This window comes from Paenibacillus sp. NPDC057967 (assembly GCF_042887015.1).
In the GTDB taxonomy this organism is placed as follows: domain Bacteria; phylum Bacillota; class Bacilli; order Paenibacillales; family Paenibacillaceae; genus Pristimantibacillus.
Map to the genome: position 1 here is coordinate 523,647 of NZ_JBHVQB010000003.1, position 14,777 is coordinate 538,423.

General features: G+C 51.6%; 14 protein-coding genes. 2 read left to right on the plus strand and 12 right to left on the minus strand.

Going from position 1 to position 14,777, the window contains the following annotated elements:
• Positions 1 to 149 precede the first annotated feature (149 nt).
• The 6 genes from ACFVSO_RS09775 to ACFVSO_RS09800 form a co-directional block, all read right to left on the minus strand.
• Positions 150 to 680 carry an adenine phosphoribosyltransferase gene (locus ACFVSO_RS09775; RefSeq protein WP_387472662.1) on the minus strand — a complete coding sequence of 177 codons (531 nt, stop codon included), beginning with the start codon at positions 678 to 680 and terminating at the stop codon, positions 150 to 152.
• A 46-nt stretch (positions 681 to 726) separates the two neighbouring features.
• Complete coding sequence (gene recJ, locus ACFVSO_RS09780) at positions 727 to 2,742, minus strand: single-stranded-DNA-specific exonuclease RecJ (protein ID WP_387472664.1); 2,016 nt, start codon at positions 2,740 to 2,742, stop codon at positions 727 to 729.
• 34 nt (positions 2,743 to 2,776) lie between these two features.
• Positions 2,777 to 3,193 carry a cation transporter dimerization domain-containing protein gene (locus ACFVSO_RS09785; protein ID WP_387472666.1) on the minus strand — a complete coding sequence of 139 codons (417 nt, stop codon included), beginning with the start codon at positions 3,191 to 3,193 and terminating at the stop codon, positions 2,777 to 2,779.
• 84 nt (positions 3,194 to 3,277) lie between these two features.
• Entirely contained in the window at positions 3,278 to 4,198 is a 921-nt protein-coding gene (secF, locus tag ACFVSO_RS09790; protein WP_387472668.1) for a protein translocase subunit SecF, read from the minus strand.
• The gene (gene secD, locus ACFVSO_RS09795) at positions 4,188 to 5,426 is read right to left on the minus strand and encodes a protein translocase subunit SecD (protein ID WP_387472670.1); all 1,239 of its coding nucleotides are present in this window, start codon (positions 5,424 to 5,426) and stop codon (positions 4,188 to 4,190) included. The genes secF and secD overlap by 11 nt, the downstream gene beginning before the upstream one ends.
• Before the next feature lie 82 nt (positions 5,427 to 5,508).
• On the minus strand, positions 5,509 to 5,754 hold the full coding sequence (locus ACFVSO_RS09800; protein ID WP_387472672.1) for a post-transcriptional regulator: 246 nt from the start codon (positions 5,752 to 5,754) through the stop codon (positions 5,509 to 5,511).
• Positions 5,755 to 5,950: 196 nt separating this feature from the next.
• Here ACFVSO_RS09800 and spoVB point away from each other — a divergent pair, with 196 nt between their 5' ends.
• Entirely contained in the window at positions 5,951 to 7,510 is a 1,560-nt protein-coding gene (gene spoVB, locus ACFVSO_RS09805; protein ID WP_387472674.1) for a stage V sporulation protein B, read from the plus strand.
• Here spoVB and ACFVSO_RS09810 read toward each other — a convergent pair.
• On the minus strand, positions 7,503 to 8,264 hold the full coding sequence (locus tag ACFVSO_RS09810; protein WP_387472676.1) for a YetF domain-containing protein: 762 nt from the start codon (positions 8,262 to 8,264) through the stop codon (positions 7,503 to 7,505). The genes spoVB and ACFVSO_RS09810 overlap by 8 nt on opposite strands.
• Positions 8,265 to 8,484: 220 nt before the next feature.
• Between ACFVSO_RS09810 and ACFVSO_RS09815 the strand changes: the two genes are divergently transcribed.
• Complete coding sequence (locus ACFVSO_RS09815; protein ID WP_387472678.1) at positions 8,485 to 8,877, plus strand: TIGR04086 family membrane protein; 393 nt, start codon at positions 8,485 to 8,487, stop codon at positions 8,875 to 8,877.
• Positions 8,878 to 9,075: 198 nt separating this feature from the next.
• Here the strand turns inward: ACFVSO_RS09815 and yajC are convergent, their stop codons facing one another.
• From yajC to ruvB, 5 genes are read right to left on the minus strand one after another with little or no spacing between them, the layout of a single operon-like run.
• Positions 9,076 to 9,390, minus strand: a complete 315-nt coding sequence (gene yajC, locus ACFVSO_RS09820) for a preprotein translocase subunit YajC (RefSeq protein WP_387472680.1) — start codon at positions 9,388 to 9,390, stop codon at positions 9,076 to 9,078.
• A 15-nt stretch (positions 9,391 to 9,405) separates the two neighbouring features.
• Positions 9,406 to 10,554 (minus strand): tRNA guanosine(34) transglycosylase Tgt, encoded by a 1,149-nt coding sequence (tgt, locus tag ACFVSO_RS09825; RefSeq protein WP_387472682.1) that lies wholly within the window; start codon positions 10,552 to 10,554, stop codon positions 9,406 to 9,408.
• Positions 10,555 to 10,563: 9 nt separating this feature from the next.
• Positions 10,564 to 11,610 carry a tRNA preQ1(34) S-adenosylmethionine ribosyltransferase-isomerase QueA gene (queA, locus tag ACFVSO_RS09830; protein WP_387472684.1) on the minus strand — a complete coding sequence of 349 codons (1,047 nt, stop codon included), beginning with the start codon at positions 11,608 to 11,610 and terminating at the stop codon, positions 10,564 to 10,566.
• Between the two features lie 10 nt (positions 11,611 to 11,620).
• Positions 11,621 to 13,738: a SpoIID/LytB domain-containing protein gene (locus ACFVSO_RS09835; RefSeq protein WP_387472686.1), complete on the minus strand. Its 2,118-nt coding sequence runs from the start codon at positions 13,736 to 13,738 to the stop codon at positions 11,621 to 11,623.
• Between the two features lie 23 nt (positions 13,739 to 13,761).
• Positions 13,762 to 14,766, minus strand: a complete 1,005-nt coding sequence (gene ruvB, locus ACFVSO_RS09840) for a Holliday junction branch migration DNA helicase RuvB (RefSeq protein WP_387472688.1) — start codon at positions 14,764 to 14,766, stop codon at positions 13,762 to 13,764.
• Between the last annotated feature and the right edge of the window lie 11 nt (positions 14,767 to 14,777).

Consider the following 14,777-nt stretch of genomic DNA (forward strand, 5'->3'; position numbering starts at 1 on the left):
CGGAATAAAATCGACGTCTTATGACGCCCGCGACATAGTCTAGTATCACCCGATAGAAAAAATCGCCCCGGATGGCGTATCGTCCGAAGACGAGTCCATGTCGGGGCGCATTCATCAGCCTGCTCTCGCGGCCTTTAGTGACAATCATCTTATTCGTAGGTCATCAGGGAGAATACGTCTACGCCGTTCAGCTTCTCGCGTCCGTTCAGGTAGGCAAGCTCGATCAGGAAGGCAGCGCCAACCACTTCTCCGCCAAGCTGGCGAATCAGATTCATCGACGTTGCGATCGTGCCGCCGGTAGCCAGCAAATCGTCCGCAATGAGAACGCGCTGTCCAGGCGAGATTGCATCTTTGTGCATCGCTAGTTGGTCCTTGCCATACTCCAGATCATAGCTGGCTGTAATCGTCTCGCCCGGCAGCTTGCCGCTCTTGCGAATCGGTGCAAAACCAACGCCTAGAGCCAGCGCAAGCGGAGCGCCTACGACGAAACCGCGCGCTTCAGGTCCGGCAATAACGTCGATTTTCAGATGCTCGACAGCTGTGCGCATCTCTTCGATAACGGCACGATAAGCTGCTCCGTCCTTCAGCAGCGTCGTAATATCTTTAAAGCGGATTCCCGGTTGCGGGAAGTCCGGAATAACTCGAATGTAATCCTTGAAATTGTATGATGCCTTCGACACGAATGGTCAACCCTTTCTTCTACACACTTGTTTAATTGAGAATGTTTTATGCGAGATCATGAAGACGATCATGCTGCTCCTTCGCGGCACGATAACGTTCCGAAGAGGCAAGCTCTCGCTTCTCCGGCGCTGCGGCTGCGACGTAAGCGCCATCATGACGTCCGACAAACTTTAATTCCTCGAATACGTCAAGCATAAGCTGAACAGCTTCCACAGTCAAGCCGACCTGACCCGCAATTCGCATGGCAAGTCCTTGCTCTGGAGCCCTTCTTGTTTGGCGCAGCCACTGGTATACTTGACCGAATTGCTCTCTGCTTGGGAAACTCGCCAGCGGCGCTGGCATATAATGCAAATCATGCACTTGCAGCTGCGGCTTGCGCTGATTGTTCCACTCATTAATCGACAGCTCGCCTACGATGTCCAGCCGGCTGCCTGCCGGTACGGTGGAAGCCATCTCACCCATGCCAAAGCCGATCGCATCCAGCAGCTTGCGTCCGCCGCCAAGCGCCAGCTTGAGGTGCTTGGACTCCTTGCCGATCGCACGCCGATCTGCAAGCTGGATATCCCGGAACATGATGCGCGGGGACGGATTGCCAATGCCGAACGGCTCTAGAAGCGCCAGCTGGCTAATGGTATCAAGCGTTGCATCCTCAAGGCTGCATGCCATATCCACCAGCGTCTTCGGTATCCAATGCTCTGGCGTCAGCCATTGCTTCGCGAGCTCCGACATTCGTTGCTCCAGCTGCTCCAGATTATCCCGATGCAAGCTCATGCCAGCGGCAGCCTGATGTCCCCCATAGTGGTCCATCAAAGATTCGCATTCCGTAAGGGCCGCATGGAGATCGAAGCCTTCGATCGAACGAGCTGAACCTTTGCACATGCCGGTCTCCGCATCGATTCCCAAAATAATGACCGGACGATAATGCCGCTCCAGCAGCTTGGAAGCGACAATGCCAATGACGCCGACATTCCAGCTCTCCCCGCTTAACACAATAACCGACGGCGGATCGATGCCTATCTCCTCGGCGGCAAGCCGCTTCGTCAGCCACTGCTCTTCCGCTTCCTTCACAATCGACTCAACGATTCGCTGGCGCTCCTTGTTCAATGTATCCAATTGGATCGCCGACAGAATCGCTTCATCGTATACAGGAGTTGTAAGCAGCTCGACGGCCTTCTTCGCATGATCCAGCCTGCCTGCAGCATTGATTCGCGGCGCCATCCCGAATGCGATGCCTGTGGAGACGATCGTCTGAAGCTCGATACCCGTCGCTTCCGCCAAGGCCCGGAAGCCCGTTCCTGGCTCCTTGCGCATGAGTTCCAATCCGTATCGAACCAGGATTCTGTTCTCATCCACCAGCGGCATCAGATCGGCAATCGTGCCGAGACTGACGATATCCGCCCACTCCAGCGGCGGCCTCGCAAGCAACGCACTCGCCAGCTTGAAGGCAACGCCAACGCCGGCCAGCCCCTTGAACGGATATCCGCAATGCGCTTGCTTCGGATTTACCACAGCGCAGGCTTGCGGCAATTGCTCCGGCGGCTCATGATGATCGGTTACGACCACGTCGACACCTAGCGATTTGGCATATTCAATTTCATCATACGCGCTAATGCCGGTATCGACCGTAACGATTAGTTTAACCCCTTCATTCGCGGCCAAAGCTATGGCATTTTTGTTCAGTCCATAGCCTTCCAGCGCCCGATGAGGTATGTAATAGTCAAAATTCAGTTCCATAGCCCGGAAAACATGGATAAGCAGCGACGTGCTGGACACGCCATCTGCATCATAATCCCCGTAAATACGAATTTTCTCTTGATTGTCTCCTGCTAGCCGAATGCGCTTAACCGCTTCCTCCATCCCGCTCAACAAATACGGGTCATGGAGCCTGCTCTCGTCTCCATATAGGAATATTCGAGCACTCTCCTCGTCACGGTAACCCCGTTGCACGAGCAAGCGGGCAACAAGAGGAGGAAGGTTCAGCCCCTTGCTCAACTTCCCGGCTGCACCTTCCCCCGACTCTTCCCACTCCGCAAGAGCCCAGCGTGTCTTTCTATGAATCATCAGGTTCTCACTCCTTCCTGCTGTCCGATAACGGCTATTGCAGCAGTGTCGGCATCTGCTCCTGATTTGGATCGTGATTGGATTTGTATGGATATCCGGGATCATAAGGCTCTACATAGATGGACACTTCCGTCAAATGATGGAACCTGTGCATGAGCAGCGTTCGAACCCTTTTGGCAATCTCCTGGCCTTCCAATACCGTAATGCGGGGATTGACGCTGATGATGATTTCCGCCACCACGTAATGCCCATGCTCTCTGGCGCGTATGGACTGTACCGTTACGACACCTTCCACACGCTGTACCACCTGCATCAGCTCATCCGCATTTTCATCCCGATCCGCATCCTTGTGATTTCTTCGTGCGCCCCGAAACAGAACGTCCAGCACGTTGTCCCATATACGAGCTCTGCCCCGGGTCGTCTTATTCCCATCTCGCGGTCTGGTTGACATTTGAACCTCCTGAAAGGTTTTGCGAAGCAAAACCTGACTTCGTAAGCATTATATTCATCTATACATATCGCACTTGCTCCAAGATTAAGGAGTCGGTTTGGCAGCAACCTTTGGCTTGTGCTTTTGGTTGCGCTTGAACAGGTACCACAGCGGGCTCGCTACGAAAATCGTGGAGTACGCGCCGCTGATAAGACCAACCAATAGGGCAAAGGAGAACATTTTGATCGAAGGGCTGCCCCAGATGAAAATACATACCGTCACGATGACAACCGTCAACACCGTATACAAGTTACGGGCCATCGTCTGCCAAATACTAGCGTTTACGATTTCAGCAAGCTGAGACTCGTTTTTAACCGATGCAAAACGCATGTTCTCACGAATACGGTCGAAAATAACGATTTTATCGTTAATGGAATAACCAAGCGTCGTCAGAACTGCAGCAATAAACGGCAGGTCTACCTCAAAACGGAAGATGGAGAATACCGCTATAACGATAAAGCTGTCATACAAGATAGAAATATTCGCAGCAAGCGCGAAACGCCACTCGAAACGGATCATGACATACAGCATAATGCCCAAGCTTGCAATCAGGATCGCCCAGATTGTCTTAATGCCCATCTCGCGGGCAATATCCGGGGAGACAACGTTTACTTCCGTATCGATATCTTCACCAAACTTTGCTTTTAAAGCAGCCGAAACCTTATTGGACTCATCCTGATCAAGAACATCGCTGAAACGGATCGAGATCCGGTCGTTGTTCTGTCCGCCAATGGTAGGTGCTAAATCCTCATACCCCAAAGATTTCAAAACTTCATTGACCTCTTGCTGAGATACAGCCTTTGTTGTAGCTACGTCCATATTTGAACCTGCTTTAAAATCAATACCCAGATTCAATTGAAAGAACACCAGCGACAATATGCCGATGATCGTCAATGCAAGAGAAGACAATAAAAACTTATTGCGATTTTTTACGACATCATAGCGAATTTTCGTATCAAAGTTCACGAATTTCACTCTCCTTCACGCCATAGTAGCCCGGCTTCATGAACTTGTTGCTTCGAACGAGAAGCGTCAGCAAGAAACGAGCAAGGAAAATATTCGTGACGATACTCACCAAAATACTGAAAATCATCGTCAAAGCAAAGCCTTTGATTGCGCCGTCGCCAATATAATAAAGCACGACGCTGGCAATGATACTCGTAATATTGGCATCCATAATCGTACGGAAAGAGTTTTTGGAGCCTGTCTTAAGCGATGACAGCATGCTCTTGCCGGTGCGAATTTCTTCTTTGATTCTCTCCGCTGTAATGATATTGGCATCTACGGCCATACCAACACCAAGCACGAATGCCGCAATACCAGGAAGCGTAAGCGTAGCGTTCATTAAATTTTGTACGAGCAAAAGCAGCCATGCGTACGTAATAATGGTAATCGCAGCGACAAAACCCGGTACCCGGAAAATAACGACCATAAATACAAGAACAATCAAAGAGCCGATAATACCGGCTGTAACCGTATCTTTAAGGGATTCCATACCAAGCTTCGCGCCTACGCTTTGCGTATATTTAGCTTCAAGCTTGAGGGGCAAAGAACCCATATTGATCAAATCACGCAATTCTCTCGCTTTGTCGGACGTCGATCCGCGCATTTCGATCACAGCATTTTTACTTGCAATAACCTGACTCACCCCTGGATTAGAGATTAGCTCTTCATCCAAGTAAATAGCCATCGTCTGTCCAACCAATTTGCCAGTCACTTCTTCAAACTTCTTGGCGTCTTTCAGTTCGATCGTAACCATAGGCTGATTCATATTATCAAAGGCTACTCCAGCAGCGTTTTCTACGAAATCCGTACCTGTCAGCATAATTGTGCCATCCGGCGCACGGAACGTCAGGTTGATAGGCTTGGACAACATTTTAAGCACTTCATCGTCCTCGCTGTTGATGCCTGGGAGCTTCACGCGAATGCGGTTTTTGCCCTCCGTCGTAATCTCAGGCTCTACCAATCCCGTATCGTCGATCCTCTTCTGCAAGCTTTGAGCCGTTTTTTTCAACGTTTCAGGCGTTACAGCGGAACCACCTTCGAACGGTACAGCTTCGTACAACACCTCGTAACCGCCCTTTAAATCTAGCCCAAGCTTGACGCCATCGATAACCCACGGGCTTGTTGCGGCCATTGCCGCAAACCCGACGACCACGATAGCAAGGAAGGCAATTATTCTCTTCCCGAACATACGTCTGAATCCCCCTTATGATCTCAATATTCCCATTATACAGATGCGGCAAAAACGAGTCAAAAAAAGAAAGGCCCCGCCACTAGAACGGGTTACCCTTGAAAGCGCTAAGCGTCATGAAATTCATGAATTGCGTAATCTTGAGCGATAAAATATCATTCACCAGCTGATGCAGCTCCGGCTGGCCTGTCTTCGCGTATTTGGCGCTGACGCAGTCCCAAATCTCCTTGCCATCCACATGCTCGTAGCCGAGCAGCCGGAATTCCTCCGCTTTGCTATGGCATAATTCCTCAATCACAGCGTCCAATTCCTCATTTGCTTCTGCCATATGCTGCACCTCCTCGTTCACATTGCTGTCCCTTGTATATATTCGATCATGCCCGCCATTCTCCTGCATCCGTTGGAAGATGGGTCAAATTGACTGACATGGAAGAGGACATGCCGAGCATAAAGTGTTAGTACATGCATGTCCGTGCGCTTAAGCGCCCATGAGGCGTTACCTTGAATGAGAAGAGGTCTCCGCTATGACGAAGCAATCCTTTATCAAGGGTGCGATGATTCTGCTCGCAGCAGGCATCGTGAACCGTCTGCTCGGTTTCGTGCCGAGAATCGCTTTGCCCCGTATCATTGGAGCGGAGGGAGTTGGTCTGTATCAGCTGGCCTATCCTTTCCTCATTGTATTGCTGACCATTATAACCGGCGGTATCCCGTTGGCTATCGCTAAGTGGATCGCGGAAGCGGAGTCACTAGGCGATACGCGCCGTGTGAAGCATATTTTTCGAACGGCCATGATTCTGACCATTTCTATTGCGGTTGTGCTGACGATCGGGATGCTGCTATTCGCTCCGTTTATTATCCGTCATATCCTCCCGGACACCAGGGTGTATCGAGCCTTTCTTATGATGACGCCCATGCTGCTCATCGTCGGAGTGTCTTCCGTGTTTCGAGGTTACTTCCAAGGCAAGCAGAATATGATTCCAAGCGCAGTATCCCAGCTGGCTGAGACGATTGTCCGTATTATCGGCTCCCTGTTCTTAGCTTATTTATTCCTCCCGATGGGACTGGAGTGGGCAGCAGCTGGCGCTATGCTTGGCGTTGTAGCCGGAGAGATCGGCGGGCTGCTTGTTCTTCTGTGGAAATATGTACGCGAAAAAAAGAAGGCAGCCGCAGCAAGCGAGCTCCCTTCCATGCCGCCCAGCCGCACGAAACCTCCTATTCTTCGCAAGCTGCTCGGACTGTCTATTCCAGTAACCGGCAGCAAGCTGGTGGGGTCCTTATCCTATTTGCTTGAATCCATCTTCACCGCTCGCAGTCTGGCTGCCGCTGGCATCGTAACCGGTGTGGCTACCGCTCAATACGGCGCCCTGCAGGGTATGATTATTCCGCTATTGCTGCTTCCTACCGCTTTGACCTATTCACTTGCCGTCTCGCTTGTGCCTTCGCTATCCGAAGCTGCCGCGCGGGGAGACAAAGCGTTGATTCAGAAGAGACTTCACCAGTCGATGCGTATCGCACTGGTATCCGGCGCTCCGTTCGTTGTCGTCATGGGCTTGTTTGCGGAGCCGTTATGCCGGCTGATCTATGATCATCCCGAATACTCGCCGATGCTTCAGCTCTTGAGCCTGGCCGGCATCTTCATCTACCTGCAAGCCCCGCTGCAGGCGGCTCTGCAAGCGCTGAACAAACCAGGAACCGCCCTGATGAATACCTTCATCGGGGCGGCAGTCAAGCTTGTATTGATTGTCCAATTGGCGTCCAAACCTGAGCTTGGCATCTATGGAGCGATCATTGCCATCAGCGTCAACATCGTATTGGTCACGATTCTTCATGGCATTAGCGTCATGCGATTCATCGGATTCCGAATGAACGTTATGGACTTCCTGAAGGTCGGTGCTGCCATGACCATCATGGGTGCAGCCGCTCAGTGGACGATGAACCATTTTGTGCTATCCGCCGAATGGCTGGGTATGATCTTTGCTTGTCTGGTGAGCGCCATCATTTATATGCTGCTCATGATATGGATGCGCATCATTGACCGCTATGATATGGCACGAATTCCATGGCTAGGCGTATGGTTCAAGTAATTTTTTTCTGATTGACATCTACAAACAGCTTCCCTTTATGGTCGATCGTACATAAAAAAACATCCTTGAAATCGGTCACTTTCTGATCCTGCAGCACATTTTTTAGCCAAAAGCGCGTCTTTTCGATTTTCCCCAAATTTTCATCCTGCACTTTGCCATCCATGATGAGCGGAATTGGCAGGATTTCATACCGGAACCCGGGAGGAATGATTTTCTCCCTTCCTCTTGGCAGAGGGGTGTGGCTGGATGTTTCAACATTAATATCTGGCGTCTCTGTACTTTGTACCGAATCCGCTTCCTCTGCCCCATCCTTCGGGATAACAGACAGCTTGCCGCTTGTCTCCAGAATGGCGAATTCTACATCCGCAACCGATGTTATTTTATTTTCTCGGAGCTGCAGCATGAGATCATCCAGGTTATAACGCTGTTTGCGCATCACTTCCCGGTTGATTTTACCTTTTGCGATGATGACGCTTGGCTTGCCATCGAATAGCAAGCGCATCTTGCGATTGTTCATCGATATCATGGCTGTACTGACCTGTATAAGCAATAACATCACCATCGGGACAATGCCATCCCACATGGATCGTTCGGTATCCTCTATAACGATTACCGCGATTTCCGCCACCATTACCGATATGACCAGATCAAGCACGGACAGCTTGCCAATTTCCCGCTTGCCCATAAAACGCATGATCAAAAACACGACGAAATAAATAACCGTCGTCCGGATTAACAGGCTCCAGATTTCCAAGTAAGCGCCTCCTCGAAAGTACCATACTGGCTGCTTGACCAGCTGTAACGTTGTACAGCTATTCTCACCCCGCCAATCGCTCATCATACGAATAAACACACACGAATTAATGGCAATGATGCAACTCATTAGGCAAATATTGATCCTAAGGACCTGTACTAATTCGGCATGCTTGGCCATAAGGTTAAGTAATACGCGAATATCGGATAGGAGGAATAGGATGAATTCCGTCAAGCAAGCTCCCAAACCGCCGATTATCGGCTCGCCTGTGCTCGCCGGCGTCGTCTTTTCAATTATTTGGCTAGCTGCAGGCGCATTGCTGCTCTCCCTGATGCTTCACTTCTCCAGCATGAAGGAAAGCAATCTGGGCACTTACTCGCTGCTCGTTCACAGCGTCTCTGCTTTGGCAGGCGGTCTAACTTCCGGCAAGCGATCGGAGCGCAAAGGCTGGTACAACGGCGGCTTGCTCGGTCTGATCTACGGTGTTATCGTCATGATTGTCAGCTTCCTGGCGGCTAATGCCGCCCCGTCATGGAACAGTGCGCTTATCCTGGGAGTCGCATTGCTGGCAGGTGCGCTAGGCGGCATCGTCGGTGTCAACCTGCGCAAATGAGGACACCTCTATCAAGTACTTACGAAGAGATGCAGCCTAAAGGTTTGCTTAGCAAACCCGCCTCATAAGCATCTGGTAGGTTTTATCGCCAAATAGAGCTTGTAGATCTGGCAATCTCGAAATCTTACATTTCTATTGTGATAAAAGAAATGGCCGACAAACCATAAGGTCTGTCGGCCATTCTATGTATGCAATCATTTATTCCGTTGCAGCTGCTGGTGCAGTGCTAACAATCGTGTTAACTGCACTGCGCTCGAACGTCATCTTTGTCGTATCGTTGACACGAACAACAACTGTGTCATCCGTCAATTCTACAACAGTGCCGTGCAAACCGCCGATCGTCGTAATCTTATCGCCCTTTTTAATTTGATTTAGCATGGCTGAACGCTGCTTTTGCTTCTTCTGTTGCGGACGGATAAGCAAGAAATAGAATACGGCGAACATCAGAATGAAAGGCCAGATCAGCCCCCAAATACCACCTGCATTACCACCTGCTTCGGTTGCCAGAAACATCAAAATTCACCCCTTTCAAAATCCTTTGTCGTTATCATGAAGGCCGTAAGCATCGAAGAAGGAATCCCTGAAGTCTAGCAGCCTATCCTCCATGATAGCTTGACGAACATCCCGCATGAGCTGCAAAAGGAAATGCAAATTATGATACGTCGTTAATCGCATGCCGAACGTTTCATCCGCTTTCAGCAAATGCCGTATGTAAGCACGGGAATAGTTCTGGCATGTATAGCAGGAGCAATTCGGATCCAGCGGCCCGAAATCCTCCGCGAACTTGGCGTTGCGTATGACGAGTCGCCCTCCGCTTGTCATGGTTGTCCCGTTTCTTGCGATTCGGGTTGGCAGCACGCAGTCGAACATGTCGACTCCGCGGATAGCCCCCTCAACCAATGCATCAGGAGATCCGACGCCCATCAAGTAACGCGGCTTGTTCGCCGGCAATTCAGGCACCGTATAATCAAGCACCTCATACATCAGATGCTTAGGCTCGCCAACGCTCAGTCCACCAATAGCATACCCCGGGAAATCCATGGAAGTCAAATCTTTAGCGCTCTGAATGCGCAAGTCTTTGTGCATGCCCCCCTGAACGATTGCGAACAAGGCTTGATCGTGAGGTCTTGCATGAGCTTTCAAGCAACGCTCGGCCCAACGGGTTGTTCTTTCTGTCGATTGCTTGATATATTCATACTCTGCCGGATAAGGCGGACATTCATCAAAGGCCATCATAATATCCGGACCAAGCGCGTTCTCAATCTCCATGACTACTTCCGGGGAAAGGAACAGCTTGTCGCCATTCAGATGGGAGCGGAAATGCACGCCTTCCTCGGTAATCTTGCGCATTTCGCTCAAGCTGAAAACTTGGAATCCGCCGCTGTCCGTCAGAATCGGGCGATCCCAATTCATGAACTTATGTAGGCCGCCTGCGCGCTTAATCAAGTCATGTCCCGGTCTGAGGAATAAATGATACGTATTGCTTAAAATAATTTGAGCGTCCATCGCCTTCAGCTCTTCCGGACTCATCGTCTTGACGGTTGCCTGAGTGCCTACCGGCATAAAGGTCGGTGTCTCAATAATGCCATGAGGCGTGTGTACGCGTCCAAGACGCGCTCCGGATTGCTTGCATTGTTTAATTAATTCGTATTTTACAGCCACGTTGTCACGTTCCATTCTTCTTATTTAATAAATAAACATCGCGTCTCCAAAACTGAAGAAGCGGTACCTTTGTTCGATTGCTTCGCCATATGCCTTCATAATCGCATCTCTGCCGGCAATCGCGCTCACCAGCATCACCAGTGTCGACTTCGGCAGATGGAAATTTGTCAGCAGCGCATTTACAAGCTTGAAGCTATACCCCGGATAAATAAATATAGAAGTCCAGCCGCTGCAAGCTTGCAGCTCCTCGTCACCGAATCTGTCCGCAAGCGTCTCCAGCGTCCGTGCTGATGTCGTTCCGACAGCTACAATCCGTCGGCCGCTTCTCTTGGCTTCATTCAGAAGTTCGGCATTGGCTTCATCCAGCTCATAATATTCCGAATGCATCTCATGCTCTTCCACCGTATCGACTGACATCGGCCGAAAGGTCCCAAGGCCAACATGCAGCGTGACATAGACGAGCTTGACCCCTTTTTCCTCCAGCTTCCGAAGGAAGTCTTCCGTGAAATGCAGGCCAGCCGTCGGAGCGGCGGCGGAGCCTTCATGACGAGAATAGACCGTCTGATAACGTTCGCGCTCATCCAGACGTTCCTTAATATAAGGAGGCAGCGGCATCTCTCCCAGCCGATCAAGCAGCTCCTGGAAGATGCCCTCATAGCGGAATTGGATTACCCGCGCTCCCATATCTCCCTCCGACAAAACTTCCGCTTCCATTAGCGGTTCGCCGTTGCTGTCTTCGCCGAAGACGATTACCGCCCCGGCCCTGAGCCTCTTACCGGGCTTGACCAGAGCTTCCCAGCGATCCTCTCCCAGCTGCTTGAGCAGAAGCAGCTCAGCTTTGGCCCCGGTATCCTTCTTGCTGCCAAGCAGCCTCGCCGGAATTACTCTCGTATTGTTCAATACAAGCACATCGCCTGCCTGCAGCTTCGCTTCCAAATCCGTAAATATGCCGTGCTCGGTCACTCCTGTCTCCTTATTCACCATAAGCAGCCTGGATGCCGTACGGTCCTGCAGCGGAGTCTGTGCAATCAGCTCCTCCGGCAGGTCAAAATCAAACCAATCTACATTCATCTCTTAACCTTCATTCCTTGGCTATCGTAATGCCCTTATAATAGTATTTCAAAATATATTGATAGTCATACCCTTGCTGGGCCAGACTTAACGCGCCGTATTGCGACATGCCCACGCCGTGGCCGAAGCCCGTGCCGGTAAAGCTGAAGCCCGGATTTTTGGTTGCTGCGCGAATATCTCCGTCGCCATCCAAAACATACATATAATCTTGGCCATAGGAGGTTGATTTGCCGTCTGCTCCTATGACATACACTTGCCTGGAGCTCTCCGTCTTGGTCGATTGTGCGCCGCCGGCGCCTTGAATAACGACCTTGCCCGTTTCCTCTACATTGAACAGCGTGCTAGGCAGAGACTCGCCTACGCCAAAAGTCGATCGAATGGAGTCCGGCGAGGAGAGCGTGAGCTTGGTTCCGTTCACCGTCATCTCAATTGCTCGGCCAGAAATGCCGCGAGCGCTAACTTCCACCGACGTGACCGTACCCGTCAGCTTGGGATTCACACGCGCATTAATCGTTGTTAACAGCTCATCACCCGTGAAAGGTCCCCTGGTCCAGCTCATCGGATTGGATTGGATCACCTGCTCCAGCTCGATGACTCTGGCCCCTTTTTGCAGCTGGGCTACAACCGGGATTGAATCCTGAATGACAGGATGGCGGCGAATATTCGTGCCGTCAGTGGTCAATTCCAGGATGCGGCTGCCTGCCGCTGTCTTCTGACCGGTATCCTTCACCAGATCCTCACGGATATACCCCACCTGTCCGCTTGGCAGAACGATGCGATGCCAGCTTTGCAAGCCTGTCTCCGCCGAAGCGTCCGGACTGGACACGGATTGCAGATAAGGAATTTCGTTTTTCCATACATCCCTCGCATCTGAAGTCTTCCCGCCGCCATTGGAGGAGAATACCGCTTCGATGACTTTCCCGTTATAGAGCGCCACCTCGCCTTTGGTCGCTTCAACCGCTTCCGTGGACGATGGCTTCTCCACGCCTGTTCCATAATAAGCTTGGCTTAATGTCGTATCGACGACATGGGCGATCTGGAAGCCGAAGCCTTTGTTCAAGGCGTAGGACCTTGCCGCTACCGCTTGCGCCTTAAGCGCTTCGATCGGCCAAGATGTGTACATCTCTACAGCCACAACGGAATACAAATATTGTTCAAAGGGAAGCTCATTGATGACGGTCAGCTTGCCATTGAACGCGCTAAGCTCGAAGCTTCCGCGATACGTTCGGTTGCTGCGCTCCGTCAACCCGATCGGCTGAGCGCCGCCAGGTGCTGCCCATACTTTGATCTCGCTCGCCGGGAAGGCATACAGCTCAAGAGCCGAATCCGACTTGCCGCTGACCGAATGATCAGCGCGAATCAGCATGTATGGCGAGGCTGTGTCCATTGGCTTCAAGGACGCGCCATTGGGTGCCTTCATGGCAGCTGTCTGAAGGTTCTTCAGCTCATCCGCCGTAGATGCGCCGCCGACCATAACCGAATAGACGGCGCCCTTCTCTCCTGCTCTTACCGCCACATATGCATCCAGGCCGGCGCCGCCGAACGAAGCAGCTATCGCTTGCGCCGCAGCCTTGCTCTCCAAGGCTGGCGATTCCAAGCGCAGCGGTCCATGTTGTGACGGCTTATAGCCGCCAAGCAAGCTTGTCAGCTTCGCATCCGCATTCCAGCGGCCAAGCGCAGTTGCAGATTCCTGTGCTGAGGCGTAAGTCCCCTCGAACACCTGATACTGTGTGCCTCCGTTTTTGGGAACCGATGTGATATAGCCCATACCTCTTAAGGATTGGACATGCTGATAGATAGCCCATGCATTCGCAAAGTTCGCCGTCTCGACCAGCTTAACTTTATAATCGTCTACGGCAAAGCGCACGCTTCTGTTCGCCTCAACGTTGAACCATTCTTTAATGCCCGAAGGCTCTCGCGTGCCAATCTTGATTCCACCAGCAGACTGAAAGGTGGCCGCAGCCGTCATCGACTCATATTTGCCCGGCAATTGAAGGAACATCGCAACTCTGATCATATCTAGCGCAGGGACCGCAGCCCGTGTAGGCTGGACCGACAAGGTCGATACCAGCACCAGCAGCGCAGCAGTCGCCAGAGACAGTCTTTTCCATGAAGCTTTAAACGTCATTCTGTTCTCCTCTCTCATACCGCTTAATTTCGTTTCGGCACAGGCAAGCCCAGATGGGTATAAGCGCTGTCCGTCGCAATCCTTCCTCTCGGCGTACGCTGAAGGAATCCGATTTGCATCAAATACGGCTCGTATACATCCTCGATCGTTTGGCTTTCTTCCCCGATCGTCGCCGCAATCGTGTCCAACCCGACTGGTCTGCCCGAGAAGGTCGTCATCATGGCATGCAGCATTTTATGATCGATATGGTCTAGTCCCATGGGATCTACTTGAAGCAATTCAAGCGCAGAGCGGGCGATGTCATGTGTAATGACGCCGTCTCCCCTCACCTGGGCAAAGTCTCTGACCCGCTTCAGCAGCCGATTGGCGATCCGTGGCGTCCCTCTGGAGCGCATCGCAATCTCCGCCGCGGCTTCTCCGACAATCGATACATCCAAAATCTCGGACGCGCGCGATACGATAAACGCCAGCTCATCCACCGTATAGAACTCCAGACGGCTTACAACCCCGAAGCGATCCCGCAGCGGCGCCGACAATAGTCCGGCTCTCGTCGTCGCGCCGATCAGCGTGAACGGCTGCAGATCGAGTCTTACCGAGCGGGCGCTCGGACCTTTGCCGATCATAATATCCAGCGCAAAATCCTCCATAGCGGGATAAAGCACTTCCTCTACGGTCCGGTGAAGCCGATGAATCTCATCGATGAACAGGACGTCTCCCTCCTGCAAATTCGTCAGCAGGGCAGCCAGATCGCCAGGCCTTTCAATCGCGGGTCCAGACGTCGTTCTGAGGTTAACCCCCAGTTCATTGGCGATAATATTCGAAAGCGTCGTCTTGCCCAGTCCCGGAGGACCGTAAAGCAAGACATGATCCAGCGCTTCCTTCCTCATCTTGGCGGCTTCAATGTAAATGGTCAGGTTTTCCTTAACCTTCGACTGTCCGATATATTCGGCCAGATACCGCGGACGCAAGCTTAGCTCAACGGCTTGGTCTTCCATCATCAGGTTGGCGGAAATAATTCGATCATCCATCGCTTGCTGTT

What these genes read in the sequence shown, in the direction of transcription:
- recJ (WP_387472664.1), bottom strand. Translation starts at nt 2,742, where the DNA reads ATGATTCATAGAAAGACACGCTGGGCTCTTGCGGAGTGGGAAGAGTCG.
- ACFVSO_RS09835 (WP_387472686.1), bottom strand. Translation starts at nt 13,738, where the DNA reads ATGACGTTTAAAGCTTCATGGAAAAGACTGTCTCTGGCGACTGCTGCG.
- ACFVSO_RS09815 (WP_387472678.1), top strand. Translation starts at nt 8,485, where the DNA reads ATGAATTCCGTCAAGCAAGCTCCCAAACCGCCGATTATCGGCTCGCCT.
- yajC (WP_387472680.1), bottom strand. Translation starts at nt 9,390, where the DNA reads ATGTTTCTGGCAACCGAAGCAGGTGGTAATGCAGGTGGTATTTGGGGG.
- spoVB (WP_387472674.1), top strand. Translation starts at nt 5,951, where the DNA reads ATGACGAAGCAATCCTTTATCAAGGGTGCGATGATTCTGCTCGCAGCA.
- ACFVSO_RS09785 (WP_387472666.1), bottom strand. Translation starts at nt 3,193, where the DNA reads ATGTCAACCAGACCGCGAGATGGGAATAAGACGACCCGGGGCAGAGCT.
- secD (WP_387472670.1), bottom strand. Translation starts at nt 5,426, where the DNA reads ATGTTCGGGAAGAGAATAATTGCCTTCCTTGCTATCGTGGTCGTCGGG.
- ACFVSO_RS09800 (WP_387472672.1), bottom strand. Translation starts at nt 5,754, where the DNA reads ATGGCAGAAGCAAATGAGGAATTGGACGCTGTGATTGAGGAATTATGC.
- queA (WP_387472684.1), bottom strand. Translation starts at nt 11,610, where the DNA reads ATGAATGTAGATTGGTTTGATTTTGACCTGCCGGAGGAGCTGATTGCA.
- tgt (WP_387472682.1), bottom strand. Translation starts at nt 10,554, where the DNA reads ATGGAACGTGACAACGTGGCTGTAAAATACGAATTAATTAAACAATGC.
- ruvB (WP_387472688.1), bottom strand. Translation starts at nt 14,766, where the DNA reads ATGGATGATCGAATTATTTCCGCCAACCTGATGATGGAAGACCAAGCC.